The sequence below is a fragment of the Roseovarius sp. genome (assembly GCF_965228755.1).
Classification (GTDB): domain Bacteria; phylum Pseudomonadota; class Alphaproteobacteria; order Rhodobacterales; family Rhodobacteraceae; genus Roseovarius.
In genome coordinates, this window is record NZ_CBDDIG010000002.1 from 211,669 (window position 1) to 235,942 (window position 24,274).

At 66.3% G+C, this 24,274-nt stretch carries 25 protein-coding genes; 14 read left to right on the forward strand and 11 right to left on the reverse strand.

Annotation, left to right across the window (positions count from 1 at the left end; all coding sequences use genetic code 11):
- Positions 1-28: 28 nt before the first annotated feature.
- The 4 genes from ACO07J_RS01265 to ACO07J_RS01280 are packed head-to-tail and all read right to left on the reverse strand — an operon-like array spanning position 29 to position 2,686.
- Positions 29-1,060: a MaoC family dehydratase gene (locus ACO07J_RS01265; RefSeq protein WP_422025531.1), complete on the reverse strand. Its 1,032-nt coding sequence runs from the start codon at positions 1,058-1,060 to the stop codon at positions 29-31.
- Positions 1,061-1,062: 2 nt separating this feature from the next.
- Positions 1,063-1,266: a DUF1737 domain-containing protein gene (locus ACO07J_RS01270; RefSeq protein ID WP_422025533.1), complete on the reverse strand. Its 204-nt coding sequence runs from the start codon at positions 1,264-1,266 to the stop codon at positions 1,063-1,065.
- 5 nt (positions 1,267-1,271) lie between these two features.
- On the reverse strand, positions 1,272-1,817 hold the full coding sequence (locus ACO07J_RS01275; protein ID WP_422025535.1) for an NnrU family protein: 546 nt from the start codon (positions 1,815-1,817) through the stop codon (positions 1,272-1,274).
- A gap of 5 nt (positions 1,818-1,822) precedes the next feature.
- Positions 1,823-2,686 carry an HpcH/HpaI aldolase/citrate lyase family protein gene (locus tag ACO07J_RS01280; RefSeq protein ID WP_422025537.1) on the reverse strand — a complete coding sequence of 288 codons (864 nt, stop codon included), beginning with the start codon at positions 2,684-2,686 and terminating at the stop codon, positions 1,823-1,825.
- A gap of 194 nt (positions 2,687-2,880) precedes the next feature.
- Here ACO07J_RS01280 and ACO07J_RS01285 point away from each other — a divergent pair, with 194 nt between their 5' ends.
- On the forward strand, positions 2,881-3,177 hold the full coding sequence (locus ACO07J_RS01285) for a hypothetical protein (protein ID WP_422025539.1): 297 nt from the start codon (positions 2,881-2,883) through the stop codon (positions 3,175-3,177).
- A gap of 4 nt (positions 3,178-3,181) precedes the next feature.
- On the opposite strand, the gene ACO07J_RS01290 is transcribed toward ACO07J_RS01285, so the two are convergent.
- Complete coding sequence (locus ACO07J_RS01290) at positions 3,182-3,937, reverse strand: sulfite exporter TauE/SafE family protein (protein ID WP_422025541.1); 756 nt, start codon at positions 3,935-3,937, stop codon at positions 3,182-3,184.
- A 158-nt stretch (positions 3,938-4,095) separates the two neighbouring features.
- On the opposite strand from ACO07J_RS01290, the gene mdh reads away from it, so the two are divergent.
- Positions 4,096-5,058: a malate dehydrogenase gene (gene mdh / locus ACO07J_RS01295; RefSeq protein ID WP_422025543.1), complete on the forward strand. Its 963-nt coding sequence runs from the start codon at positions 4,096-4,098 to the stop codon at positions 5,056-5,058.
- An 80-nt stretch (positions 5,059-5,138) separates the two neighbouring features.
- Here mdh and ACO07J_RS01300 read toward each other — a convergent pair whose 3' ends face one another.
- Entirely contained in the window at positions 5,139-6,395 is a 1,257-nt protein-coding gene (locus ACO07J_RS01300) for a hypothetical protein (RefSeq protein ID WP_422025545.1), read from the reverse strand.
- Positions 6,396-6,684: 289 nt separating this feature from the next.
- Here ACO07J_RS01300 and sucC point away from each other — a divergent pair, with 289 nt between their 5' ends.
- From sucC to lpdA, 11 genes are all read left to right on the forward strand, one after another.
- The gene (sucC, locus tag ACO07J_RS01305; protein WP_422025547.1) at positions 6,685-7,878 is read left to right on the forward strand and encodes an ADP-forming succinate--CoA ligase subunit beta; all 1,194 of its coding nucleotides are present in this window, start codon (positions 6,685-6,687) and stop codon (positions 7,876-7,878) included.
- Between the two features lie 7 nt (positions 7,879-7,885).
- On the forward strand, positions 7,886-8,140 hold the full coding sequence (locus tag ACO07J_RS01310) for a hypothetical protein (RefSeq protein ID WP_422025549.1): 255 nt from the start codon (positions 7,886-7,888) through the stop codon (positions 8,138-8,140).
- A 12-nt stretch (positions 8,141-8,152) separates the two neighbouring features.
- Positions 8,153-9,037, forward strand: coding sequence for a succinate--CoA ligase subunit alpha (gene sucD, locus ACO07J_RS01315; RefSeq protein WP_422025551.1), 885 nt, complete (start codon positions 8,153-8,155; stop codon positions 9,035-9,037).
- A 63-nt stretch (positions 9,038-9,100) separates the two neighbouring features.
- Positions 9,101-9,541 (forward strand): DUF805 domain-containing protein, encoded by a 441-nt coding sequence (locus ACO07J_RS01320; RefSeq protein WP_422025553.1) that lies wholly within the window; start codon positions 9,101-9,103, stop codon positions 9,539-9,541.
- Positions 9,542-9,716: 175 nt separating this feature from the next.
- Positions 9,717-12,677 (forward strand): 2-oxoglutarate dehydrogenase E1 component, encoded by a 2,961-nt coding sequence (locus tag ACO07J_RS01325; protein ID WP_422025555.1) that lies wholly within the window; start codon positions 9,717-9,719, stop codon positions 12,675-12,677.
- A 4-nt stretch (positions 12,678-12,681) separates the two neighbouring features.
- Complete coding sequence (gene odhB, locus ACO07J_RS01330) at positions 12,682-14,301, forward strand: 2-oxoglutarate dehydrogenase complex dihydrolipoyllysine-residue succinyltransferase (RefSeq protein ID WP_422025557.1); 1,620 nt, start codon at positions 12,682-12,684, stop codon at positions 14,299-14,301.
- A gap of 3 nt (positions 14,302-14,304) precedes the next feature.
- Complete coding sequence (locus ACO07J_RS01335; protein ID WP_422025559.1) at positions 14,305-14,703, forward strand: hypothetical protein; 399 nt, start codon at positions 14,305-14,307, stop codon at positions 14,701-14,703.
- Between the two features lie 95 nt (positions 14,704-14,798).
- The gene (locus tag ACO07J_RS01340) at positions 14,799-15,032 is read left to right on the forward strand and encodes a hypothetical protein (RefSeq protein ID WP_422025561.1); all 234 of its coding nucleotides are present in this window, start codon (positions 14,799-14,801) and stop codon (positions 15,030-15,032) included.
- Positions 15,029-15,604: a hypothetical protein gene (locus ACO07J_RS01345; RefSeq protein ID WP_422025563.1), complete on the forward strand. Its 576-nt coding sequence runs from the start codon at positions 15,029-15,031 to the stop codon at positions 15,602-15,604. The genes ACO07J_RS01340 and ACO07J_RS01345 overlap by 4 nt, the downstream gene beginning before the upstream one ends.
- Positions 15,601-16,011: an MAPEG family protein gene (locus tag ACO07J_RS01350; protein ID WP_422025565.1), complete on the forward strand. Its 411-nt coding sequence runs from the start codon at positions 15,601-15,603 to the stop codon at positions 16,009-16,011. The genes ACO07J_RS01345 and ACO07J_RS01350 overlap by 4 nt, the downstream gene beginning before the upstream one ends.
- A 141-nt stretch (positions 16,012-16,152) precedes the next feature.
- A complete protein-coding gene (gene lpdA, locus ACO07J_RS01355; protein ID WP_422025567.1) occupies positions 16,153-17,547 on the forward strand; it encodes a dihydrolipoyl dehydrogenase in 1,395 nt (464 codons plus the stop codon).
- 184 nt (positions 17,548-17,731) lie between these two features.
- Here lpdA and ACO07J_RS01360 read toward each other — a convergent pair whose 3' ends face one another.
- Genes ACO07J_RS01360 through ACO07J_RS01375 form a run of 4 tightly spaced genes read right to left on the reverse strand, consistent with a single transcriptional unit; the run spans position 17,732 to position 20,631 of the window.
- The gene (locus ACO07J_RS01360) at positions 17,732-18,334 is read right to left on the reverse strand and encodes a pyridoxamine 5'-phosphate oxidase family protein (RefSeq protein ID WP_422025569.1); all 603 of its coding nucleotides are present in this window, start codon (positions 18,332-18,334) and stop codon (positions 17,732-17,734) included.
- On the reverse strand, positions 18,312-19,055 hold the full coding sequence (locus ACO07J_RS01365; protein ID WP_422025571.1) for a lysophospholipid acyltransferase family protein: 744 nt from the start codon (positions 19,053-19,055) through the stop codon (positions 18,312-18,314). Before ACO07J_RS01365 ends, ACO07J_RS01360 begins: the two co-directional genes overlap by 23 nt.
- A complete protein-coding gene (locus ACO07J_RS01370; RefSeq protein WP_422025573.1) occupies positions 19,052-19,957 on the reverse strand; it encodes a cell division protein FtsX in 906 nt (301 codons plus the stop codon). The genes ACO07J_RS01365 and ACO07J_RS01370 overlap by 4 nt, the downstream gene beginning before the upstream one ends.
- Positions 19,954-20,631 (reverse strand): cell division ATP-binding protein FtsE, encoded by a 678-nt coding sequence (locus tag ACO07J_RS01375; RefSeq protein ID WP_422025575.1) that lies wholly within the window; start codon positions 20,629-20,631, stop codon positions 19,954-19,956. The genes ACO07J_RS01370 and ACO07J_RS01375 overlap by 4 nt, the downstream gene beginning before the upstream one ends.
- Before the next feature lie 169 nt (positions 20,632-20,800).
- Here ACO07J_RS01375 and ACO07J_RS01380 point away from each other — a divergent pair, with 169 nt between their 5' ends.
- Positions 20,801-21,637, forward strand: a complete 837-nt coding sequence (locus ACO07J_RS01380; RefSeq protein WP_422025577.1) for a zinc-ribbon domain-containing protein — start codon at positions 20,801-20,803, stop codon at positions 21,635-21,637.
- Between the two features lie 42 nt (positions 21,638-21,679).
- On the opposite strand, the gene ACO07J_RS01385 is transcribed toward ACO07J_RS01380, so the two are convergent.
- A complete protein-coding gene (locus ACO07J_RS01385) occupies positions 21,680-24,274 on the reverse strand; it encodes a TIGR02302 family protein (protein ID WP_422025579.1) in 2,595 nt (864 codons plus the stop codon).

The window sequence follows — 24,274 nt, forward strand, 5'->3', positions numbered from 1 at the left end:
AGATCCCGACAGCCGCCCCAGGGCGCCGTCACATCGGCATGAGCGCCCAGTAATCCAGGTCCAGCATCACGTGCGGCAGATACTTCCCGTCCTCGCCCTTCAGCGTGAACGCCTCCCCGCCCTTCGTGGCCACCAGCCGCAGCCGGATCGCACCCACCCCCGGCGCGCCGGTCTCGGCCTTGTCCAGAACCTCAGACCACGCCTTGATCGTGTCACCGGCAAAACACGGGTTCGCATGCGCGCCTCCGTTCAGCCCGGCCACGATCTGCGCATTGGCCAGCCCGTTGAAGCTCAACGACCGCGCCATCGAAATGACGTGCCCGCCATAGATCAGCCGCTTGCCATCCTCCCGCAGGCTCGCATCGAAATGCACCTTCGCGGTGTTCTGCCACAGGCGCGTGGCCATCATGTGCTCGGCCTCCTCGACGGTCACCCCGTCGACATGGTCGATCACCTCGCCCACCTCGTAATCGCCCCACCGGTGCGGCTCGCCCGCCAGCGTGAAATCGTATCCGCTGAAATCCAGCCCTTCCGGCACCACGAGGTCCGACGCCTCCAGCACCGGCTTCAGCTCCGGGATCACCGTCTCCGGCGCCGGCGCATCCAGGTCGAACTTCCGCACCATCGCCCAGCGCACGTATTCGAGCACCACCTCGTCCCGCTGGTTCACCCCCTTCGTCCGCACCCAGACGACACCCGACTTGCCGTTCGAATTCTGCTTCACCCCGATCACGTCCGAGGTCGAGCGCAGCGTATCGCCGGGCCAGACAGCCTTCAGCCACCGCCCCTCGGCATAACCCAAATTCGCCAGCGCGTTCAGCGAGATATCCGGCACCGTCTTGCCGAACACCACGTGAAATGCCGCCCAATCGTCGATCGGCGCCCCCGGCAGCCCGCACCCTTTCGCGAACTCATCCGAAGAATAAAGCGCGTGCCTCGCGGGATAGAGCGCATGGTACAAAGCCCGTTCGCCCCCCGATACCGTCCGCGGCACCGCGTGGTGGATCGTCTCGCCCACCGTGTAGTCCTCGAAAAACCGCCCCGGGTTGGTCTTCGCCATGCTCACTGCTCTCCCAGCTTGGTGTCCGGCGAATACGTGCCCTCGGCCTCTTTCACGACCGCCTGCCCGCAGCGCATCACGCCGTTCGCCGCGTCATAGGCATAGGTGGGCGAGCCGTGCAGCGCCCAGCCCTTGTTCAGCGCCTCGGTCACCTTGTGGCAAAAGGCCGACGTGTCGTCGGCGCTCAGGAATCTGTACAGTTTCATCTCTCTCACCCGAAAACAGGATAGCCCAGCCAGCCATGGATCAGGGCGATCACCCCGAACACCACCACCGTGCCCACCACGGCCATGATCTCCTTGCGCGCAGGCACAGGCGCGGGCGGCACCCACTCGGGCTCCGACCGGTTGATCACGATCACCTCGATCACCGCCCAGGCCAGCAGCCCGCCGAACAGCACGAAGGACGGCACGTCGCCATTCACCAGCAGATGCGCCAGCGCCCAGGTCTTCACGCCCGCCAGCATCGGATGCCGCATCTTCCGAGCCACCGCCGTCTTCATGCCGGATGCAGCGAACAGGTAGACCGCCACCAGCATCAGCAGGTTGTTGATCCCCGCCGTCATCGGCGTCCGGCCCCAGAAGAACGCGCCTTCCGCCATCCGGTAGCCGATCACCATCAGCACGATCGCGACAAGCAGGCTCAGCGCCACCGCGCCCTTGCCCCCCTCGCCCATCGAGGCCCGCGGCCCCGGCGCGATCCGTTTGAACAAATGTGCAAGGGTCCAAAGCAGAACCCCGAGGATAAGCCAGATCATGCGCCCTACTCCGCTGCCAGTTCCGAAATCGCCTGGCGCTTCGCAAGGATGCGCTGCGCCGCCACCACGTGCAGGTTCTCGACGATCTGCCCGTCGACAACGGCCACACCCTGCCCCGATTTCATGCTCTCTTCATAGGCCGCGATCTGCCGCTCGGCCAGATCAATCTCCGATTGCGTCGGCGCGAAGGCCGTGTTCGTCACCTCGATCTGCGCCGGGTGGATCAGCGTCTTGCCGTCGAACCCAAGGTCGCGCCCCTGCTCGCATTCCGCCTTCAGCCCGTCGCCATCGCGGAACCGGTTATACACCCCGTCAATCGCCACGACGCCCCGCGCCGCCCTTGCGGCCATCACGATCATCTGCAACGCCGTCATCAGCGGCAGCCGGTCGGCCCGCGTGCGACAGCCCAGGTCCTTGGTCAGGTCGTTCGTCCCCGTCACCAGCCCGGTCACCCGGTGATGCGCCGCGATCTCGCGCGCGTTGAACACGCTCACCGGCGTCTCCATCATCACCCAGATCGGCATGTCCGGCGCCAGCATGTCGGCCAGCGCATCCACATCCGTGGGCGTGTTCACCTTGGGCAGCAGGAAGATATCGGCCCCCGCATCCTTCAGCACCCGCACATCCTCGTTGCCCCATTCCGTCGTCAGCGCGTTGATCCGAACCACCTTGGCCCGCTTGCCGTAATCGTTCTCCTTCAACGCCGTCGCCAATATCTCCCGCGCCTCGGCCTTGGCATCCGGCGCCACCGCATCCTCTAGATCGAAGATGATGGCATCGGTCGGCAGGCTCATCGCCTTCTCCAACGCCCGCTCCTTCGAGCCGGGGATATAAAGAACGGAACGATAGGGATGCGTCGTCAGGTCCATCTGCTGGTCCTCGTCTGGCAGGTGACGGAAATTTTCTTGCGCAGTCCTGCCACTTTTCGCCCGAAAAGTTCAAGCGCTTTCGCGCCGCATTGCAGCGAACGCCGCGGCGCGCGTTGCATTAACCGTCTCTTGGCAGGTGCGTCACAGCCTTTCCGCACACGCCCTTCGGGGCCCGTTCCGAAAAGGATACGCAAATGATCAAGTCGCTTGTCATGGCCCTCGCCACCGCCACGCTCGGCACAACCGCGGCCGCCTCCAACTGCGCCCCGCGCGATGTCGTGCTCGACCGGCTGGCCGACCGCTACGGCGAATCCCGCCAGTCGATCGGCCTCGGCGCCAACAATGCCGTGGTCGAGGTGTTCGCCTCCGCCGAAACCGGCACCTGGACGATCATCGTCACCACCGCAGAGGGGCTCACCTGCATGATCGCCAGCGGCCAGGCGTTCGAGACCCTGGCCGAAGCCCCGCCCGCCCCCGGCACCGACGCCTGACCGGTCAGGTCAGCGCGTCCCAGATCAGCTTGCTGCCGGTCACCGTCAACAGGACATAGGTGATCGCGAAGAACAGGCCCTCCGGCACCAGCCGGTGCGCCTTCACCCCGATATAGGCCCCCAGCAACGCGAAAGGCGCTATCGCCACATCGAAGACCAGCGTCTCCCGCGTGAAGATCCCCAGGAACGCATAGGGCACCACCTTCGCCAGGTTGATCAGCCCGAACACCAGCACCGTCGTCGCCTGGAACGGCGTCTTGCCCACCTTCTTCGACAGCAGGTACACCGCCACCGCCGGCCCGCCCGCGTGGCTGATGAAGCTGGTGAACCCGGCCACCACGCCCGCCAGCGCCCCGCCCCATGGCGGCAGCTCCCGCTTGCCGATCCGCAAGAGCCCCAGCCGGCCCGACAGCTGCCACCCCACGAACACCAGCGCCACCGCCCCGATCAGCAGCCGGAACAGGTCCGGCTCCGCCACCGTGTAAAGCGCCGCGCCCAGCGCCACCCCCGGCAACGCCCCCAGCACCAGAAGCCGTGCATCGGGCCAGCTCCATTGCCGCCAGTAGGGCCTGAGCGTCGAGACGTCGATCAGCATCAGCAGCGGCAGCATGATCCCCAGCGCCATCCCCGGCGGCATCACCAGTGCCAGAATCGTGGCGCTGGCAAAGGCCGCGCCCGACCCGAACCCGCCCTTCGATATGCCCGCGAAACAGGCGGCAAACGCACCCAACGCGTAAACTTCCCAGCCGAACCCGCCCATGCGCGACGCCCCTAAATCACCGGTTTTCCAACGGAATATCCCACCCCGACCAAAAGCAACAGCCCCCGCACACACCCGCGCCGCATCGCAGCGCCCTTGCGTGGCTGCCGCTTTGGGACTAGGCCATGGCAAAATTCAAACCACCGGAGAATTTTCCAATGGCCAGACCCAAGATCGCCCTCATCGGCGCCGGACAGATCGGCGGCACGCTCGCCCATCTCGCAGCCCTCAAGGAACTGGGCGATGTCGTCCTCTTCGACATCGCCGAAGGCACCCCCGAGGGCAAGGCGCTCGACATCGCAGAATCCGGCCCGTCCGAAGGCTTCGACGCGGCGCTCAAGGGCACGCAGGACTACGCCGACATCGCCGGCGCCGATGTCTGCATCGTCACCGCCGGTGTCCCCCGCAAACCGGGGATGAGCCGCGACGACCTGCTCGGCATCAACCTCAAGGTCATGAAAGCCGTCGGCGAAGGCATCAAGGCCAACGCGCCCGACGCCTTCGTCATCTGCATCACCAACCCGCTCGACGCGATGGTCTGGGCCCTTCAGAAATTCTCCGGCCTTCCGGCCGAGAAGGTCTGCGGCATGGCCGGCGTCCTCGACAGCGCCCGCTTCCGCCACTTCCTCAGCCTCGAATTCGGCGTCTCCATGAAAGACGTCACCGCCTTCGTCCTCGGCGGTCACGGCGACACCATGGTGCCCTGCGTCCGCTACTCCACCGTCGCCGGCGTCCCCCTGCCCGACCTCGTGGACATGGGCTGGACGACGCAGGACAAGCTCGACTCCATCGTCCAGCGCACCCGTGACGGCGGCGCCGAGATCGTGGGCCTCCTGAAAACCGGCTCCGCCTTCTACGCCCCCGCCACCTCGGCCATCGAAATGGCCGAAGCCTACCTCAAGGACCAGAAGCGCGTCCTGCCCTGCGCCGCCTATTGCGACGGCGACCTCGGCGTGAAGCAGATGTATGTGGGCGTGCCCACCGTCATCGGCGCCGGCGGGATCGAGCGGATCATGAACATCAAGCTCAACTCGGAAGAGCAGAAGATGTTCGACACTTCCGTGAAGGCCGTGAAGGGCCTCGTCGACGCCTGCAAGGAAATCGACAGCTCGCTGGCCTGAGCCACAGCCCGACCCGACAAAGGAAAGCGCGCCCGGATCACCCCGGGCGCGTTTTTTTCATGGCCGGAAGGTGGCTCGGATCAGTTCGACCCGCTCTCCTCTTCCTCTTCCTCCGCAGGCTCTTCCTCGGCGGACTGGCCTTCCTCGGTCGACTCGCTGTCGCTCTCGGTGCCCTCTTCGGATCCTTCGCCGTCGGCAGGGCCGATCTCGGTCACGCTGTCGCTTTCGGCGGTCTGGCCGTCACCTGACGCGTCGCTCTCCGCACCGCTCTCGGCCGCTGCGCTGTCTTCGCTGCCCGAGGTCGGCGCGCTGCCGCCCTCTGTCGCGGATTCGCCGTCGGTGCCCTCTTCAGCCTGCCCGCCCTGGGCATCGCCGCTGTCCGAACCGCTCTGCGAAGCCTCGCCCGACTGGCTCTCGCCACTCTCGGCCGCCGCGTTCTCCGCCTCATCCGATCCGCTCTCGGCCGCACCGGCTTCCTCGCTCGCCGGCCCGATCTCCAGCATCCGGCTCTCCGACTGGCTGTTCAGCTCGGTCATCCGCTTCTCGATCTCCAGAAGCCGGTTCGACCGCTCCTCGACCTGCTCGGTCAGCGTCGTCACCACCTGCTGCAGCTCGGCCCGCTGCGCCTCGGCGGCGGCCACGTCTTCCTGAAGCCCGGCCTGCTGCTCCGTCAGCCGGTCGACCGCGTCATCCAGCTTGATCCGCTCGTCCTGCAAACCCGACACGTCGGCCTGCAGCGTCTCCATCTCCTTGCGCAGGTTCGCTTCCTGCTCCACCGTCGCCTGAAGGGTTTCCTCCGCCGTGGCGGCCTCTTCCGAAAGCTTGGCAACCTCCTCGGTCAGCCCCGCCTGCGTCTCGCGCAGCTCGGCCTCCTCGGCCCGTGCCGCCTCCAGCCGCTCTCCGACCTCGGCCAGCTGGTCGCTCTGCTCGCTGATCTTCTGGCTCAGCTCGGTGCTGCGGCTCTCGTAGTCATCCAGCACTTTCTGCAGCGGCTCCGCCTCGCTCTTCAGCTCCGCCAGCTGCTCCTCCTGCGAGGATATCTCCCCCGCCAGCGCCTCGCTGCGCTCGGTCCTCTGCGCCACTTCCTCTTCCAGCGTGCCGACCTGCTCGCTCAGCGTCGCCTCCGAGTCGCGCAGCTCGCCCACCCGGGGCTCCAGCTCGCTCAACTCCGTCCGCGCCTGCTGCAGTGATCCCACCACTTCTTCCTGCGCGTTGTATTCGTTTTGCAATTGCGATTTCGCGGTCAGGGAATAGATCCCGATACCCCAGCCCACCAAGGCGACACACGCCACGGCCAGAACCTTGCCGCTCAACCATCCATTGCCATTGTCTGCCATAAATCAAATCCTCTCCTGTGCTGATCGTGATGATCTGTCCCGCGCGGCGCACAAGACGCCCTCGTGGGACAACCGAACTGCGCCGTGAAATGTTCCCTGCCGTACCATAAAAACCCCTGCTGTGCCGAATCGATCCGGAACGCCCGCTTTGTGATCACACGATTTACACCTGTGATCACAAAGGGCGAAAAACCGCCGCTATTCGGGGGGGGCGGGCAGAAACCCGTTTATCTTGCCGCCACACTTATGTGAATAACTGTCCCTGAACGCAGCAAAACGGGACAGTTTCATGAACATCCACGAGTATCAGGCGAAGGCTCTGCTTCGCTCCTACGGTGCCCCCGTGTCGGATGGCCGCATCGTCCTGCGGGCCGAAGAGGCCAAGACAGCCGCCGGCGCGCTCGACGGGCCGCTCTGGGTCGTCAAGGCCCAGATCCACGCGGGCGGCCGCGGCAAGGGCACCTTCAAGGAGCCGGGCGCCGGCGAGGCCGGCGGCGTGCGCCTCGCCAAGTCGGTCGAGGAAGCGGCCGACGAAGCCAAGCGGATGCTCGGCCGGACACTCGTGACCAAGCAGACCGGTCCCGCCGGCAAACAGGTCAACCGCATCTATATCGAGGATGGCTCCGGCATCGAGAAGGAGATGTACCTCGCCCTCCTCGTCGACCGCGCCACGTCCCGCATCAGCTTCGTCTGCTCCACCGAGGGCGGCATGGACATCGAGGAGGTCGCCGAGAAGACCCCCGACAAGATCCTCAGCTTCTCGGTCGACCCGGCCACCGGCTACCAGCCGTTCCACGGCCGCCGCATCGCCTTCATGCTCGAACTCGAGGGCAAGCAGATCAAGCAATGCGTCGCGCTGATGGGCACCCTCTACCAGATGTTCCTCGAGAAGGACATGGAGATGCTCGAGATCAACCCGCTGATCGTCACCGACGGCGGCGACCTCAAGTGCCTCGACGCCAAGATGGGCTTCGACTCGAACGCCATCTACCGCCATTCCGACATCGCCGAGCTGCGCGACACGACCGAGGAAGACCCCAAGGAACTTGAAGCCTCCAAGTACGACCTCAACTACATCGCGCTCGACGGTGAGATCGGCTGCATGGTCAACGGCGCGGGCCTCGCCATGGCCACCATGGACATCATCAAGCTCTACGGCTCCGAACCCGCCAACTTCCTCGACGTGGGCGGCGGCGCGACCAAGGACAAGGTGACCGAGGCGTTCAAGATCATCACCTCCGACCCGAACGTGAAGGGCATCCTCGTCAACATCTTCGGCGGCATCATGCGCTGCGACGTCATCGCCGAGGGCGTGGTCGCCGCGGTCAAGGACGTGGGCCTCAAGGTGCCGCTCGTCGTCCGGCTCGAAGGCACCAATGTCGAGAAGGGCAAGGAGATCATCGAAACCTCCGGCCTCAACGTCATCGCCGCCGACGACCTCAAGGACGGCGCCGAGAAGATCGTGAAGGCGGTGAAGGGGTAACCTGCACTTGAAACAGGAAACCGCATTCGTGCTCTCCATCGGAGCCATCGCCCTGGCGCTGATCTGCGCAGGCGCCGGCTACGTGGCCTCTCGGTTGTGCCGTCTGGTCATCACCGGGCCGGAAAGCGCGTACAACACCTGTGGCGGCCCCGGCGGCGGACTCGCGGAAGGGCTTACGAAAACGCTGTCCACCGGCGCATATGTGGTTTCTGCAACATCAATTCTGGCTTTCTTCTTTTTCATGAAGAAGGCGCGACAATAGGAGAACGCCAAGATGGCAGTCCTCGTAGACGAAAACACCAAAGTGATCTGTCAGGGCCTCACCGGCTCGCAGGGCACCTTCCACACCGAACAGGCCATCGCCTACGGCACGAAAATGGTCGGCGGCGTCACCCCCGGCAAAGGGGGCCAGACCCATCTCGACCTGCCGGTCTACAACTCGGTCCACGAAGCGATCCACGAAACCGGCGCCAACGCCTCGGTGATCTACGTGCCCCCGCCCTTCGCCGCCGACTCGATCCTCGAGGCGATCGACGCCGAAATGCCCCTGATCGTCTGCATCACCGAGGGCATCCCGGTGCTCGACATGATGCGCGTCAAGCGGGCGCTGGAAACCTCGCAGTCAATCCTCATCGGCCCCAATTGCCCCGGCATCATCACCCCCGACGCCTGCAAGATCGGCATCATGCCCGGCCACATCCACAAGCGCGGCTCCTGCGGCGTCGTCTCCCGCTCCGGCACGCTCACCTACGAGGCGGTCAAGCAGACCTCCGACGTGGGCCTCGGCCAGTCCACCTGCGTCGGCATCGGCGGCGACCCGATCAAGGGCACCGAGCATATCGACGTGCTGGAATGGTTCCTCGCCGATGACGAGACCGAGTCGATCATCATGATCGGCGAGATCGGCGGCTCGGCAGAGGAAGAGGCGGCCCAGTTCCTGAAGGACGAGGCCAAGAAGGGCCGCAAGAAACCGGTCGCGGGCTTCATCGCCGGCCGCACCGCGCCTCCGGGCCGCCGCATGGGCCACGCGGGCGCCATCGTCGCCGGCGGCAAGGGCGGCGCCGACGACAAGATCGAGGCCATGCGCTCGGCCGGCATCACCGTCTCCGAAAGCCCGGCGGGGCTCGGCGAAGCGGTGCTCGAAGCCATCGGGAAATAAGGGAAAATCAAAGAAAGGGCCCGGCCAAAACGGGCCCGCGAACAACACGGGAGGGAAGACAGAATGGACTTTCAGACATCGGTCAAGACATGCCTGACTCAGAAATACGCCACCTTTGCCGGCCGCGCCTCGCGGTCGGAATTCTGGTGGTTCATCCTGGCCTATTTCGTCGGTGCGCTGATCGCCCTCCTTCTTGGGCGGATCGTCTACCTCCTCTACGTCTTGGCGCTGATCGTGCCGACCACGTCGGCGGGCTGGCGGCGCCTGCAGGATACCGGGCGTCCGGGATGGTACATCTTGGTTCCCGTCGGGTTCAGCCTTTTCACCATGCTGCTCTCCCCCGCCCCCATGGCCGACCCGATGGCCCCCGGCGGCATGGGCGGCATGGGGCTGATGGCCATCCTCGGCATCGTCCAGCTGATCCTCGCCATCCTCTACATCTACTGGCTCACCCGCCCGTCCGAGCCCGAAACCAACACCTACGGCCCACCGCCCCAGGCGTGAGCCGCAACACACAAGGCGTCCGAATGGCCATGAGCCGGACAAAGCACAAGCCGAACCGCCCCGCGGGCCGCATGGCCGGCCCCCGGGCAGCCGCCCCCCTATTCACGGCAGTTCATGCCTCGGCCCGCCCGCCCGTCGCCCGGGCCGGGCTCAAGGCACTTACGGGAGTCTGACAATGACCGACCAATCCCCCAACGACCAGTTCCATGCCTCCTCCTTCATGCAGGGGCACAATGCCGAGTATCTCGAACAGCTCTACGCCCGTTACGCCAACGACCCGTCCGCGGTCGACCAGGCCTGGGCCGATTTCTTCTCGCAGCTCGGCGACGGCGAGATCGACGTCAAGAAAGAGGCTGCCGGCCCCTCCTGGGCGCGCGCCGACTGGCCGCCGCACCCCAATGACGACCTGACCGGCGCCCTCACCGGCGAATGGCCGCCCGAGATCGAGACGAAGAAGGCCGGCGACAAGATCAAGGCCAAGGCCGACGAGAAGGGCGTCGAGATCTCCGACGACGCGGTCAAGCGCGCCGTGCTCGACTCGGTCCGCGCGCTGATGCTGATCCGCGCCTACCGCATCCGCGGCCACCTCGCCGCCACGCTCGACCCGCTCGGCCTGCGCGACCACGGCTACCGCCCGGAACTCGACCCCCGCTCCTACGGTTTCACCGAATCCGACATGGACCGGCCGATTTTCATCGACAACGTGCTGGGCCTCCAGGTCGCCTCGATCCGCGAGATCGTCGATATCGTCAAACGCACCTATTGCGGCACCTTCGCCCTGCAATACATGCACATCTCCGACCCCGAGCAATCCGCCTGGCTCAAGGAACGGATCGAGGGCTACGACAAGGAAATCCGCTTTACCCGCGAAGGGCGCAAGGCGATCCTCAACAAGCTGGTCGAGGCCGAGGGCTTCGAGAAATACCTACATGTCAAATACATGGGCACCAAGCGCTTCGGCCTCGACGGCGGCGAAAGCCTGATCCCGGCGATGGAGCAGATCATCAAGCGCGGCGGCAGCCTCGGCATCAAGGAAATCGTCATCGGCATGCCCCACCGCGGCCGCCTGTCGGTGCTCGCCAACGTGATGGGCAAACCCTACCGCGCCATCTTCAACGAGTTCCAGGGCGGCTCCTTCAAGCCCGAAGAGGTCGACGGCTCCGGCGACGTGAAATACCACCTCGGCGCCTCCTCCGACCGGGAATTCGACGGCAACTCCGTCCACCTCTCGCTCACCGCCAACCCCTCGCATCTCGAGGCGGTGAACCCGGTGGTGCTCGGCAAGGTCCGCGCCAAGCAGGACCAGTATCACGACACCGACCGCACCTCGATCCTGCCGATCCTGCTGCACGGCGACGCGGCCTTCGCGGGCCAGGGCGTCGTGGCCGAATGCTTCGGCCTTTCGGGCCTGCGCGGCCACAAGACCGGCGGCACCATGCATATCGTGGTGAACAACCAGATCGGCTTCACCACCGCGCCCCACTTCTCGCGCTCTTCGCCCTACCCGACCGACATCGCCCTGATGGTCGAGGCGCCGATCTTCCACGTCAACGGCGACGACCCCGAAGCGGTCGTTCACGCCGCCCGCGTCGCCACGGAATTCCGCCAGAAGTTCCACAAGGACGTGGTGATCGACATCTTCTGTTATCGCCGCTTCGGCCATAACGAGGGGGATGAACCGATGTTCACCAACCCCATCATGTACAACAAGATCAAGAAGCAGAAGACCACGCTGGCGCTCTACACCGACCGGCTGATCGCCGACGGGCTGATCCCCGAGGGCGAGATCGAGGACATGAAGGCCGCCTTCCAGTCCTACCTCGCCGACGAGTTCGAGGCGGGCAAGGAATACCGCCCCAACAAGGCCGACTGGCTCGACGGCAAATGGTCCCATCTCGACCGCCAGGACGAGGATTACCAGCGCGGCGAAACCTCGATCAAACCCGAAACGCTCGAGGAGATCGGCAAGGCACTCACCACCGCGCCCGACGGCTTCCCCCTGCACAAGACCGTCTCCCGCCTGCTCGACGCCAAGGCGAAGATGTTCGAAACCGGCGAGGGCTTCGACTGGGCCACCGCCGAGTCGATCGCCTTCGGCTCGCTGCTGACCGAGGGCTACCCGGTCCGCCTCGCGGGCCAGGACAGCACCCGCGGCACCTTCTCCCAGCGCCACTCCGGCTTCATCAACCAGGAGACCGAGGAGCGTTACTACCCGCTCAACAACATCCGCGCGGGCCAGGCCCAGTACGAGGTCATCGACTCGATGCTCTCCGAATACGCGGTGCTGGGCTTCGAATACGGCTTCTCGCTGGCCGAGCCCAACGCGCTCGTCCTCTGGGAGGCGCAGTTCGGCGACTTCGCCAACGGCGCCCAGATCATGTTCGACCAGTTCATCTCCTCGGGCGAAAGCAAGTGGCTCCGCATGTCCGGCCTCGTCTGCCTCCTGCCGCACGGCTACGAGGGGCAGGGCCCGGAACACTCCTCCGCCCGGCTCGAACGCTTCCTCACCATGTGCGGCCAGGACAACTGGATCGTCGCCAACTGCACGACCCCGGCCAACTACTTCCACATCCTGCGCCGGCAGCTCCACCGCACCTTCCGCAAGCCGCTCATCCTGATGACGCCCAAGTCGCTCCTGCGGCACAAGCTGGCGATCTCCAAGGCCGAGGAATTCACCACCGGCTCCTCCTTCCACCGCGTGTTGTGGGACGATGCCCAGTACGGCAACTCCGACACCACGCTGGTCGAGGATGACAAGATCAAACGCGTCGTGCTCTGCTCGGGCAAGGTCTATTTCGACCTGCTGGAAGAACGCGACAAGCGCGGCATAGACGACGTCTACCTGATGCGCATCGAACAGTTCTACCCGTTCCCCGCCATCTCCCTCGTGAAGGAGATGGAGCGCTTCAAGAAGGCCGAGGTCGTCTGGTGCCAGGAAGAGCCCAAGAACCAGGGCGCCTGGAGCTTCATCGAACCCAACATCGAATGGGTCCTCACCCGCATCAAGGCCAAGCACAAACGGCCGGTCTACGCCGGCCGCCCGGCCGCCGCCTCGCCCGCCACGGGCCTGGCCTCGCAACACAAAGCCCAACAGGAAGCGCTGGTCGACGCCGCGCTCAGCATCGAAGGAAAGTGATCCGATGACCATCGAAGTACGAGTCCCCACGCTGGGCGAATCCGTCACCGAGGCCACCGTCGCCACCTGGTTCAAGCAACCCGGCGACGCGGTCGCGGCCGACGAGATGCTCTGCGAACTGGAAACCGACAAGGTCACCGTCGAGGTGCCGGCCCCCGCCGCCGGCAAGATGGCCGAGATCGTCGCCAAGGAAGGCGAAACCGTGGGCGTCGACGCCCTCCTCGCCACCATCTCCGAGGGCGAAGGCGCAGGCGACGATGACGCGCCCGGGAAATCCGCCTCCGAGGAGACATCCGGGAAGACGGAAGAGAAGAAGCCCGAATCCGGCCGCGGCACCGGCGGCAGCGGCGGCAGCGGCGGCAATGGCGGCGGCAACATCGACGTGATGGTCCCCACCCTGGGCGAATCCGTGTCCGAGGCCACCGTCTCCACCTGGTTCAAGAAGGTCGGCGACAGCGTCAGCCAGGACGAGATGCTCTGCGAGCTGGAAACCGACAAGGTCTCGGTCGAGGTCCCCTCGCCCGCCGCCGGCACCATCACCGAGATCCTCGCCCAGGAAGGCGAGACGGTGCAGGCCAACGCCAGGCTCGCCGTCCTCAACGGCGCCGCCGACGGCACCACCGAACCCGCCGTGCGCCCCGCCGCCGGGCAGGACGATCTCGCCGGCTCCGAGGCCGACGCGGGCGGCACGCAGTACACCGCCCCGCCCGCCGGCCGCGATATCGAGGATGCCCCCTCGGCCAAGAAGGCGATGGCCGAAAAGGGCCTCTCCCGCGACCAGGTGCAGGGCTCCGGCCGCGACGGCCGCGTGATGAAGGAAGACGTGGCCAAGGCCGGCTCCGGCGCCGCCGCCAAATCCGACAGCGCCCCCGAGGCCAAGGCCCCCGCCCAGGCCCCGCGCGCCCCGGTCTCCGCCGAGGATGCCGAGCGCGAGGAACGGGTCAAGATGACCCGCCTGCGCCAGACCATCGCCAAGCGCCTGAAGGACAGCCAGAACACCGCCGCCATGCTCACCACCTATAACGAGGTGGACATGACCGGCGTGATGGAGCTGCGCAACGCCTACAAGGACGAGTTCCAGAAGAAGCACGGCGTCAAGCTCGGCTTCATGTCCTTCTTCACCAAGGCCTGCTGCCACGCGCTGAAGGAGGTGCCCGAAGTCAACGCCGAGATCGACGGCACCGACATCGTCTACAAGAACTTCGTCCACATGGGCATCGCCACCGGCACGCCCACCGGCCTCGTCGTGCCGGTGATCCGCGACGCCGACGCGCTCTCCTTCGCCGAGATCGAGAAGGCCATCGCCGAGAAAGGCGCCCGCGCCCGCGACGGCAAGCTCTCGATGGCGGAAATGCAGGGCGGCACCTTCACCATCTCCAACGGCGGCGTCTACGGCTCGCTGATGTCCTCGCCCATCCTCAACCCCCCGCAATCGGGCATCCTCGGCATGCACAAGATCCAGGAACGGCCCATGGTCGTGAACGGCGAAATCGTCGCCCGCCCGATGATGTACCTCGCCCTCAGCTACGACCACCGCATCGTCGACGGCAAGGGCGCGGTCACCTTCCTCGTCCGGGTGAAAGAGGCGCTGGAAGATCCGCGGCGGCTGTTGATGGATCTGTAAGACATGGATGTTCTTGGAGGTTTATCTGCTGCAAGAATGGCTCTCGATCTCGCAAAAGACTTGCGAGAGATCGACAAGTCGGTTGATGAGGCAACTTTCAAGATGAAATTGGCCGACCTCATGAGCGCTTTGGCAGATACACAAATCGCGTTTGCGGATGCAAAGACGAGGATATCAGAGCTAGAGGACAAGATAGAAACGCTCACTAACGGAGAACCCTGCCCAAAGTGTCGGGCAGGGAAGCTCTCTTTGACGTCTTCGGAGCCGATGCATTTTTATGGTGCAGACCGTTTTGGCGTTGAAGAGCAACTCTGGGAATGTGGTGAAGAAGGCTGTGATTACTCAACGTTGCGAAAGCACGATCCTCATGGGATTCTCCCAAAGTTGGCAGCGACGCGATAGCGATGTGCAAAAGCATTGCTCAATATATACGCGTAGAACCATCGGCACGGTGGGTATGTCCACCTAAGTTCTAACCACGAGATCGGAGCATTCCCATGACCACCCAACTCCTCCTCCGCTACGACAGCTTCGACCGCGACACCCACGAGGCCCATGCCGAGGACCGCGCCAATGCCGGCCTCACCCAGCTCCAGGTCTGGCGCGAGGGCACCGGCGCCCACTGGGCCCTCTTCGACGTCAACGACCCCGACCGCGCCACGGCCTGGGTCGAAAAGGAAACCGCCCTCGGCCACGGCCCCTCCGCCCACCACCTGCTGGAGACCGCATGACCCGCGAAGACCCCATGGATGAGATTGTGCGCCTGACGCGAGGTCTCGACCATTGGCGCGACTGGTCCATCGAGGAACACAGGCGGCCCTACGGCGAGGTCGTATCCCCCGGCGATATGTTGTTTCTCCTGACAGAGGACGGCCCCGAGGAACTGGAGGCCATCCACACCACCCACCCGGAACGAGACACCGGCCGCCACTGGCTGTCCCGCATCGACCCCAAGACCGTCCGGCCCTCCGACGCGAGGACCGTGCTGAAAATGCTTCGGGAATGGTATTCCCATGTCGCCTCCGATATCCGGGCCTTCCAAGACCAAGCCCAACCGGCGGAGACGCAGATATACAGTGACTACCTGGGGCGTTTCCGCACGGATGTCGGCTTCGACCTGATGTCGGAAGGAAACGCCATCCGCGGGCTCGCACTGAAGGCCCTCGAAAACGGCGCCATCAAGACCCGGCGAGACTGGGACACGCTGAACGAACTGCGCGTCGACATAAGTCAGACAATCCTGAGCACTGACGAGATGGCCCGGGTTTCCGACCTGATGGACGGCTACGAGGCCCGCCAATGACCCCCGAGCTCACCGCCCTCACCCTCGCCGCCCTGCTTCAGGTCGTGCAATACGTCCTGATGGCGGTCCCGGCCAACCTCGAGCTCGGCCCGGGCAAGACCCTCTCCCCGCGCGACCCCGGCCGCCTCGGCCAGCCGCTGATCGACCAGGTCAGCCCCGGCACCGGCCGCCTCTTCCGCGCGCTCAACAACCATTTCGAGGGGCTGATCCTCTTCACCATCGCCTGCGTCGTCGTCACGCTGGCCGATCAGTCCACCCCCCTCACCACCGGCTGCGCCTGGACCTACCTCGCCGCCCGCGTCCTCTACATCCCCGCCTACTATTTCGGCTGGGTCCCCTGGCGCTCCCTCATCTGGGCCGTGGGCTTCGGCGCCACCACCCTCATGCTGCTGGCGGCCCTGGCATGAGCTTCTTCTGGCTACAAGTATCCCGGGGTGAATTGGCCGAAGGCCAAGAGGGGCAGCGCCCCTCCCCGACGCAAACACCGACGCAATACCGACAAAATACCGACGTGATACCGACGTCCCAAATCCAAGGAGAACCCGCTCATGGCAAGCTATGACGTCATCGTAATCGGCTCCGGCCCCGGCGGCTATGTCGCCGCCATCCGCTGCGCCCAGCTGGGCCTGAAAACCGCCTGTGTCGAAGGCCGCGATACCCTCGGCGGCACCTGCCTCAACGTGGGCTGCATCCCCTCCAAGGCGCTGCTCCACGCCTCCCACATGCTGCACGAGGCCGAGCACAACTTCGCCAAGATGGGGCTGAAGGTCAAGGCGCCCTCGGTCGACTGGAAAGAGATGCTGTCCTACAAGGACGATGTCATCGGCCAGAACACCAAGGGCATCGAATTCTTGTTCAAAAAGAACAAGATAGACTGGCTCAAGGGCTGGGGCTCGATCCCCGAAGCGGGCAAGGTCAAGGTGGGCGACGACACCCACGAGGCCAGGAACATCATCATCGCCTCGGGCTCCGAAGCGGCCAACGTCCCCGGCGCCGACGTGACCATAGACGAGAAGATCGTCGTCACCTCCACCGGTGCCCTCGAACTGCCCAAGATCCCCAAAAAGATGGTCGTCATCGGCGCCGGCGTCATCGGCCTCGAGATGGGCAGCGTCTACGCCCGGCTGGGCACGGAGGTGACGGTCGTCGAATACCTCGACAACATCACTCCCGGCATGGATGGCGAGGTTCAGAAGAACTTCCAGAAAATGTTGAAAAAGCAGGGGCTTCAGTTCGTCATGGGCAGCGCCGTCACCTCGGTCGAGACGCTCAAGACAAAGGCCAAGGTGAACTACAAGCTGCGCAAGGACGACAGCGAACACCAGCTCGACGCCGACATCGTCCTCGTCGCCACCGGCCGCAAACCCTATACCGACGGCCTCGGCCTCGACGCGCTCGGCATCGAGCTCACCAAGACCGGTCAGATCAAGACCGACGAGCACTGGCAGACCAACGTCAAGGGCATCTACGCCATCGGCGACGCCATCACCGGCCCGATGCTCGCCCACAAGGCCGAGGACGAGGGGATGGCCGCGGCCGACGTGATCGCCGGCAAGCACGGCCACGTCAATTACAACGTCATCCCCAGCGTCATCTACACCCACCCCGAGGTCGCCGCCGTGGGCAAGACCGAGGAGCAGCTGAAGGACGAGGGCCGCGCCTACAAGGTCGGCAAGTTCACCTTCATGGGCAACGCCCGCGCCAAGGCCGTCTTCGCCGGCGACGGCTTCGTCAAGCTGATCGCCGACAAGGAAACCGACCGTATCCTCGGCGCCCATATCATCGGCCCCTCGGCCGGCGACCTGATCCACGAGATCTGCGTGGCGATGGAGTTCGGCGCCTCGGCCGAGGACCTGGCCCTGACCTGCCACGCCCACCCGACCTTCTCTGAAGCGGTGCGCGAGGCGGCGCTGGCCTGCGGGCTCGGTCCGATCCACTCGTAACGAAAAGGCCGGTGAGAAGCTGCTCTCACCGGCCATGCATCCGCCACAGGCACTCTACGATGTGAATGGCAGTCTCCGTTACACCAGGGGGACGGATGCGGACACTGCAAGACTGTTACGCGAGCGCCGGAAACTTCCGTCGCAGAAAAATGCGCGGCGGGCCTGAAAGGGGCCGACGCGCGGCCTACCACATGCGCGGCGCGGCGTTCTTCTCGTAATCCCGGTCATAGGCCGCGCCGCCCATCTCGCCATCCGACATGTCCGCCAGGATCTGCCCCACCGTCGGCACCGTGTCGCGATCGTCCCGCGTCCAAAGACGCGAGCGCAGCAAGGCCTTGGCGCATTGGGTGTACACCTCGGCCACCTCGATCACGATCACCGTCGCCGGCAGGATCGACTTGTGCGCAAAGCTCTGCCTCAACCCCTCGTCATCGGTCAGCACCGCGCGCCCGTTCACCCGCACCGTGGTGTTCGACCCCGGCACCAGGAACAGCAGCGCCACCCGCCCGTCCTCGACGATGTCCTTCAGGCAATCCAGCCGGTTGTTCCCGCGCCAGTCGGGCATCATCAGCGTTTTCGCGTCCTCGACCCGCACCACCGGGCCGTCATCGCCGCGCGGGCTGCCATGCACGCCCTCCCGGCCGACCGTCGACAGGATGCAGAAGCGCGACCCCTCGATCCACTCCCGGTAGAGCGGCGTCAGCCGGTCGGCCACCTTCACGATCGCCCCCGGCACCGCCTCGTCATAGAGCGCTGCAAGCGCCTCAACTGTCTCGATTTTCCGCATCGAACCCCGCCTCCGTCATCAACCGGTTCGAGGCCTCCTCGACCTCGTCCGCCAGCCGCGCCATGAACGTGCCCTTGTCGAGCCCCGCCTCGATCCGCGGCAGGAACTCCACCACCGCCAGCCCCGGCTTGCGCAGGATGCCCATGCGCGGCCAGAACAACCCCACGTTGGTGGCCGCCGGTACGCAATCCTGCCCCAGCTCCTCGTAAAGCACGCCCGAGCCGATCTTGAACGGCGCCTGCACCCCCGGCGCGATCCGGGTGCCCTGCGGGTAGATGATCAGCTGCCCGGGCTGCTGGCGCCCCTTGGCCACGTCGCGCACCATCTTCTTGATGGCCTGGCTCCGCTTGCCCCGGTCGACCGGCACACAGCCGATCTTGAGCGCGTACTGCCCGATCACCGGCGCCCACATCAGCTCGCGCTTCATGATGAACTTGCCGGCGGGCACGCTGCCGAAAATCAGGATGATATCCAGGAACGACTGGTGCTTCGCGGCGATCAGCACCTCGTCGGTGGGCGGCGTGCCGCGCACCTCGGTGCGGATGCCCACCATCCAGCGCGCCGTCCACCGCACCCAGCGGCACCAGGTGTGGCAGGCGGTCAGCGCACCCTTCCGGCTGAACAGCGCCCACGGGAAGAACACGACCCCCATGATCCCCATCATCGCATAGATGTTGACGATGAAGACCAGCGACCGAACCCATTGAACCGCGTCTCTCATGGCATGTCACGCAAGGTTTTCCGCGCGGCGGCCCGCGTCGCGCCAAAGGCCACGAGCCCGGCCAGGATCGGAATGGTCAGCGGCCAGAGCCAATGCCACCCCTGGAACCCCAGCCCGGTCAGGAACCCGCCCTCGGGCTGTGCCGACGGAAGCAGCGCAATCGCCACCATGCCCAGCACCATGCCGATCCCCGCCCCGGTCAGCGCCCGAAGGGTGAACCGCCGCTCGAAGGCCTGCGCGATGTAAGAATCCCGCGCCCCCACCAGCCGCAGCACGCTGATCACCTGCGTGTTGGCCGCCAGCGCCGCGTTCGCGGCCAGCGTGATCATCGCCGCCGTCGCCGCCCCGATCAGCAGGATCGACGCCCAGCCCAGCATCCGCAGCCGGCTCGCCGCCCGCACCAGCGGCCGCCGCCAGCGGGTGTGATCGTCCAGCACCGCACCCGGCGCCTCCGCCGCCAGCCGCAGGCGCAGCCCCTCGGCATCATAGCCCTCCTCGGTCTCGATCACCTCGATGAGCTGCGGAATGGGCAGCGTGTCGACCGGCAGGTCGGGCCCGAACCACGGCTCCAGCAGCGCCTGCTGCTCCTCCGAGCTCAGCGCGCGGGCCGTGTCGACGCCCTTCGTGGTCTCCAGCACCTTCAGCGCCGCCTCGGTCTGGGCCGCAAGCTGGCCGTCGGGCGCCGAGATGCGGATCGTCGAACTCCGCGCCAGCTCCGCACCCCACTGGTCCGCCAGTCGCCCGGTCGCCAGCGACAGGGCCAGCGCGAAAACCGCAAGGAACGCCATCGCCGCCGCGCTGAACAGGGTCAGCGTCGCGGTGAACCCCGTGGGCGGCACCACCCGGTCGGCCTGCGTGTCGCCGACAAGGAACTCGGTCACCTGGCTCAGCACCGCCTTCAAAGGTCCGCCCCCGCCAGTTGCAGCCGCCGGTTGGAAATCCGCAGCACGCGCGCCTGCACATGGGTCTTTGCCGCCCGGATCAGCGCAAGGTCATGGGTCGCCACCATGATCGTCTTGCCCATCCGGTTCAGCTCGATCAGCAGCCGCAGAAGGCGCTGCGACATGTCCCAGTCGATGTTGCCCGTGGGCTCGTCCGCCAGCACCACGTCGGGCGACATGATCACCGCCCGGGCAAGCGCCGCCCTCTGCCGCTCGCCGCCCGACAGCTCCGGCGGCAAGGCACCCGCCCGCGCCGTCAGGCCCACCCAGCTGGTCAGCTCCTTCAGGTTCGCCCCCTCGGCCAGCAGGTCGCGCCCGGCCACCATCAGCGGCAGCGCGATATTGTCCGACACCGTCAGGTGGTCGAGGAACTGGCAATCCTGGTGCACCACCCCGATCCGCCGCCGCGCCAGCGCGATATCGTCCCGCTCCATGTCGCGCACGTCCGAGGTGAACAGCCGCACCTGCCCCGACGTGGGCAGAAGCGCCCCGTAGCACAGCTTCAGCAGCGTCGTCTTGCCCGCCCCCGACGGCCCGGTCAGGAAATGAAACGACCCGGGCTGCAGCTTGAGCGATATCTCACTCAGCAACTCTCCCCCGCCGTAATTGTAGGCCACGTTCTCGAGCTCGATCAAAGCCTGCCCCTTTGCGAAACAGCCCTTTCATGCCCCAAGGCATGGGGCAGTGCAACGGTAACCGCCCCAAATTGCTTTGCTCTTTCACGATCCAGCCGTTACACATAAGGTCAAGCGGACCGCCGGACGGAAAAAGGCGGCTGCCGGGGATCAGGCAACGGATGGCGAAATGAGGCTCATTTGCCCGAATTGCGGGGCACAGTACGAGGTACCGGACGAAGTCGTTCCGGAAAGCGGGCGTGACGTACAATGTTCCAATTGCGGGGACACCTGGTTTCAGACCCACCCCGATCACCCCCATGAGACAGCCCCCGAAGCGCCGGCCGAGGCCGATGACACCGCCGAGACCGAGGAATTTGACGAACCCGACTGGGTCGAGGTCGACGACGACGAAGCGGACGACCTGACCGCCACGCCGGCAGAGGAAACCCCCTCCCGGCGCGAGCTCGACCCCGAGATCGCCAGCGTCCTGCGCGAGGAGGCCTCGCGCGAGAAACAGGCCCGGGCAGCGGAAAAGGGCGGGCTGGAAATGCAGCCCGACCTGGGGCTCGACGGGGCACATGACGACAGCAACCGCCGCTCGGACCAGGCCAAGGCCCGCATGGCCCGCCTGCGCGGCGTCTCGTCCCCGCAGGCCGACCCGGCCGAGGACGAGGATATAGACCCCGCAACCCGCCGCGGCCTTCTGCCGGATATCGACGACGTCAACTCCACCATCGCCTCGGCCCAGCCCGCCGTCCGGGAAGACCTTTCCGCCCGTGACGGATCCCGGGTGACCACGCCCGAGCGTTCGACGGGCGGTTTCCGCCGTGGCCTGCGCCTGGCCGTGTTGCTGGCGATCCTCGCCACCGCCGTCTACATCTTCTCGCCGCAGATCGCCGAAACCATCCCGGCCACGGCCGATCCGCTGGTCGCATACGTCGAAACGGTGAACGGCTGGCGCGCCCAGCTCAACGAGGCGGTCGCGCCCCTCGTGGCACAGGTTCAGGAGATGATTGGCGGGTAAGGGGCCCGGAACGGGACGGCCGGCAGGCTTTCCCGCCCGGCCTCAGAACCGCTCCAGCAGCCGCTTGAGATATTCCAGCTCCACGTCCGGCCGCTCGCCCTCGCCCGAGCGCCGGCGGATCTCGTCCAGCAATTCCCGCGCCCGGCGATAGACATCCTCGCCCTGCAACAGGTTGTCCTGCGTGCCCACCTGCGAGCCCTGCCCGGGGGCCCGGCCAAGCGGGTCGTTCTGCTGGTCGCCGAACTGGCCGCGGGCCTGGCCCTGCGCGCCTTGCGTCTGGTTGTTCTCGGCCATCGCCTCGCCAAGGTTCCGCATCCCCTCGCGCAGCGCTTCCATCGCTTCCGACTGCCGGTCGATCGCCTCGGCCAGGTCATCCTGCCGCAGCGCGTCCTCGGCCCCCCGCATCGCCTGGTCGGCCCGGTCAAGCGACTCGCGCGCCGCCTCGCCCGCCTCGCTGCCGGCGCCGGGCAAGTTGCCGCGCTGCCGCTCCAGCTCGCGCCGCAGCGCCTCCTGCCGGTCGGCAAGCGTGCCCTGCTGGCCCTGTTGTCCGTTCTGGCCCTGCTGCTGGCCGGGCTGGTTGCCCTGGCCCTGCTGGTCGCCCTGACCCTGCTGGTGGCTCTGGCCCCGCCCCTGCGAGCCGTCGCGGCCCTCGTTCTGCTGCGACTGGCCCTGCTGCGAGTTGGGGTTGAACTGCTCCTGCAGGTCGCGGAACGCCTGGTCCGACAGGCCCTGCTGATCGCGCAGCGTCTCGGCCAGCCCTTCCATCGCCTCCTGCCCCGGGTTGTCCCCCTGCTGGCCCTGCTGGCCCTCGGTGATCCGCAGGTTCTCCATCATCTCCTGGAATTCCTGCAGCGCTTGTTCGGCCTCGGCGTAACGCCCTTCCTCCATCAGCTCCTGGATCCGGTCCATCATGTCCTGCAGATCCTGCTGGTTCAGCATCATCATGTTCTCGGATAGCTGCTGGTCGCCCTGCTGCTGCTCTCTATCCCGCTGCGCCTGCTGCGACTTCTGCCGCAGGTAATCCTGCGTGGCATCCCGCAGCTCCTGCATCAGCCGGGCGATCTCGTCCTCGCTGGCGCCATTGCGCATCGCTTCGCTCAGGCGCTCCTGCGCCTCGCGCATCCGCTCCAGCGCGTCGCCGATATCGCCATCCTCCAGCACCAGCGCCAGGTCCCACAACGCTTGCGCCACCTCGTCCCGCGCCTCGGTCGTCAGGCTGTCATGCGCCGTCAGCGTCTCCAGCCGCCGCAGGATCACCCGCAGCCGCAGGTAGGCCGTCTCCGACCGGAACAGCCCCTCTTCGGGCGCGTGCGACACCGCCCGCAGCACCTGCGCCACGCGCCTGGCATTGTCGCGCGACCACAACAGGTCACGCCGCATCTCGATGACCGAAGCCGCCAGCGGGTCGAAGAACCGCCGCGCGGGCAGCTTCATCTCCTCCGGCGCGCTCTGCCCGGCCTGCTCGGCCGCGTCGCTCACTTCCAGTTCCAGCGTCACCGGCAAGTGCGCCCAAGGGTGCTGCGACAGGTTCTCGATCAGGGTCTCGGTAAACTCCGCCCGGTCGCCCGTGATCGGCATCGGCAGGTCGATCGAGATCGGCTCCCGAGGCTCCGGCTCCGTCGCCAGCCCGTAACGCCGCTCCACCGCGTCGAGATCCAGCCGGAAGATCGCCTTGCCCGCCACAACGCCGTGATCGTCCTCGGCTTTGAACGGCTGGCTCATCTGCCCGTCGAAGGTCGTCTTCGCCCCCTCCGAGACAAGCGAGACCTGCGGCTCCCGGTCGGGGATCGCCACGATCGTCCACGTCTTGCCGCCCGGCCCGTCGATGCTCAGCGTGCCGTCCGACACGATGACGAAGGAATGTTCCGTATCCGTCGCCGCGCCCACGTCCTCCGTCCGGCCCGAGACGGTCTCGGCCACGCTCAGCGCGCCGACTTCCCCGTAAAGCCGCACGGTCACCCGGCTGCCCTCCGGCACCCGGATCTCGCCCTTCTGGTCGTTGAGATAGAGGCTCGGCAGCCCGGTATAGGTCGGCGGTTCGATCCAGCCTTCCCAGGCAGGGCCCGTCGCAATATCCGGGCCGCTCCCCGGCCCCATCTGCGACACCGAACCGACACGCATGACCGACCCGAACAGCAGCGCCACGACCAGCCCCAGCAACGCGACATAGCGCAGCCCGAACGGATCGCGCGGCGCCAGCGCAAGGTCGGGCTCCACCGCCCTCGCGGCGCTCGCCCGCTCCGCCATGCGCCGCAAATGCGCCTGCCACAGGGCTTCCGAGGCGGGATCGCCCCCGCCGATGGCCTGCCGGTCGCCCAGCGCCGCCAGCGGCCGGCCCGGCATCACGCTGTCCATCCGGTCGACGGCCTCCTGCCGCCTGGGCCAGCGGAACCGCATCGCGCCGTGAATGGCAAACCCGATCAAGCCCAGCCCGGCCAGCACGAAGCCGACCCAGACCACCTCGACCGGCAACAGGTCCTGCAACCCGAGGATCAGCGCCGCGGCTGTCGCCGCCAGCACCGTCCAGAACGGCCAGAACGCCCGCACCAGCCGTTCCGCGATCAGCCCGGCCCATGTCAGGCTGAGCGGACGCCGCAAACGGTTCATCACGGGGGTCAGAGGGGTCTGTCTGGCCAT

Excerpts from the sequence above, each read along its gene's own strand:
- ACO07J_RS01325 (WP_422025555.1), top strand. The coding sequence starts at position 9,717 with ATGACCGACCAATCCCCCAACGACCAGTTCCATGCCTCCTCCTTCATG.
- ACO07J_RS01285 (WP_422025539.1), top strand. The coding sequence starts at position 2,881 with ATGATCAAGTCGCTTGTCATGGCCCTCGCCACCGCCACGCTCGGCACA.
- ACO07J_RS01360 (WP_422025569.1), bottom strand. The coding sequence starts at position 18,334 with ATGCGGAAAATCGAGACAGTTGAGGCGCTTGCAGCGCTCTATGACGAG.
- lpdA (WP_422025567.1), top strand. The coding sequence starts at position 16,153 with ATGGCAAGCTATGACGTCATCGTAATCGGCTCCGGCCCCGGCGGCTAT.
- ACO07J_RS01300 (WP_422025545.1), bottom strand. The coding sequence starts at position 6,395 with ATGGCAGACAATGGCAATGGATGGTTGAGCGGCAAGGTTCTGGCCGTG.
- ACO07J_RS01270 (WP_422025533.1), bottom strand. The coding sequence starts at position 1,266 with ATGAAACTGTACAGATTCCTGAGCGCCGACGACACGTCGGCCTTTTGC.
- mdh (WP_422025543.1), top strand. The coding sequence starts at position 4,096 with ATGGCCAGACCCAAGATCGCCCTCATCGGCGCCGGACAGATCGGCGGC.
- ACO07J_RS01320 (WP_422025553.1), top strand. The coding sequence starts at position 9,101 with ATGGACTTTCAGACATCGGTCAAGACATGCCTGACTCAGAAATACGCC.
- ACO07J_RS01350 (WP_422025565.1), top strand. The coding sequence starts at position 15,601 with ATGACCCCCGAGCTCACCGCCCTCACCCTCGCCGCCCTGCTTCAGGTC.
- ACO07J_RS01275 (WP_422025535.1), bottom strand. The coding sequence starts at position 1,817 with ATGATCTGGCTTATCCTCGGGGTTCTGCTTTGGACCCTTGCACATTTG.
- sucC (WP_422025547.1), top strand. The coding sequence starts at position 6,685 with ATGAACATCCACGAGTATCAGGCGAAGGCTCTGCTTCGCTCCTACGGT.
- odhB (WP_422025557.1), top strand. The coding sequence starts at position 12,682 with ATGACCATCGAAGTACGAGTCCCCACGCTGGGCGAATCCGTCACCGAG.
- ACO07J_RS01280 (WP_422025537.1), bottom strand. The coding sequence starts at position 2,686 with ATGGACCTGACGACGCATCCCTATCGTTCCGTTCTTTATATCCCCGGC.
- ACO07J_RS01380 (WP_422025577.1), top strand. The coding sequence starts at position 20,801 with ATGAGGCTCATTTGCCCGAATTGCGGGGCACAGTACGAGGTACCGGAC.
- ACO07J_RS01290 (WP_422025541.1), bottom strand. The coding sequence starts at position 3,937 with ATGGGCGGGTTCGGCTGGGAAGTTTACGCGTTGGGTGCGTTTGCCGCC.
- ACO07J_RS01365 (WP_422025571.1), bottom strand. The coding sequence starts at position 19,055 with ATGAGAGACGCGGTTCAATGGGTTCGGTCGCTGGTCTTCATCGTCAAC.
- ACO07J_RS01385 (WP_422025579.1), bottom strand. The coding sequence starts at position 24,274 with ATGGCCAGACAGACCCCTCTGACCCCCGTGATGAACCGTTTGCGGCGT.
- sucD (WP_422025551.1), top strand. The coding sequence starts at position 8,153 with ATGGCAGTCCTCGTAGACGAAAACACCAAAGTGATCTGTCAGGGCCTC.
- ACO07J_RS01265 (WP_422025531.1), bottom strand. The coding sequence starts at position 1,060 with ATGGCGAAGACCAACCCGGGGCGGTTTTTCGAGGACTACACGGTGGGC.
- ACO07J_RS01335 (WP_422025559.1), top strand. The coding sequence starts at position 14,305 with ATGGATGTTCTTGGAGGTTTATCTGCTGCAAGAATGGCTCTCGATCTC.
- ACO07J_RS01345 (WP_422025563.1), top strand. The coding sequence starts at position 15,029 with ATGACCCGCGAAGACCCCATGGATGAGATTGTGCGCCTGACGCGAGGT.
- ACO07J_RS01340 (WP_422025561.1), top strand. The coding sequence starts at position 14,799 with ATGACCACCCAACTCCTCCTCCGCTACGACAGCTTCGACCGCGACACC.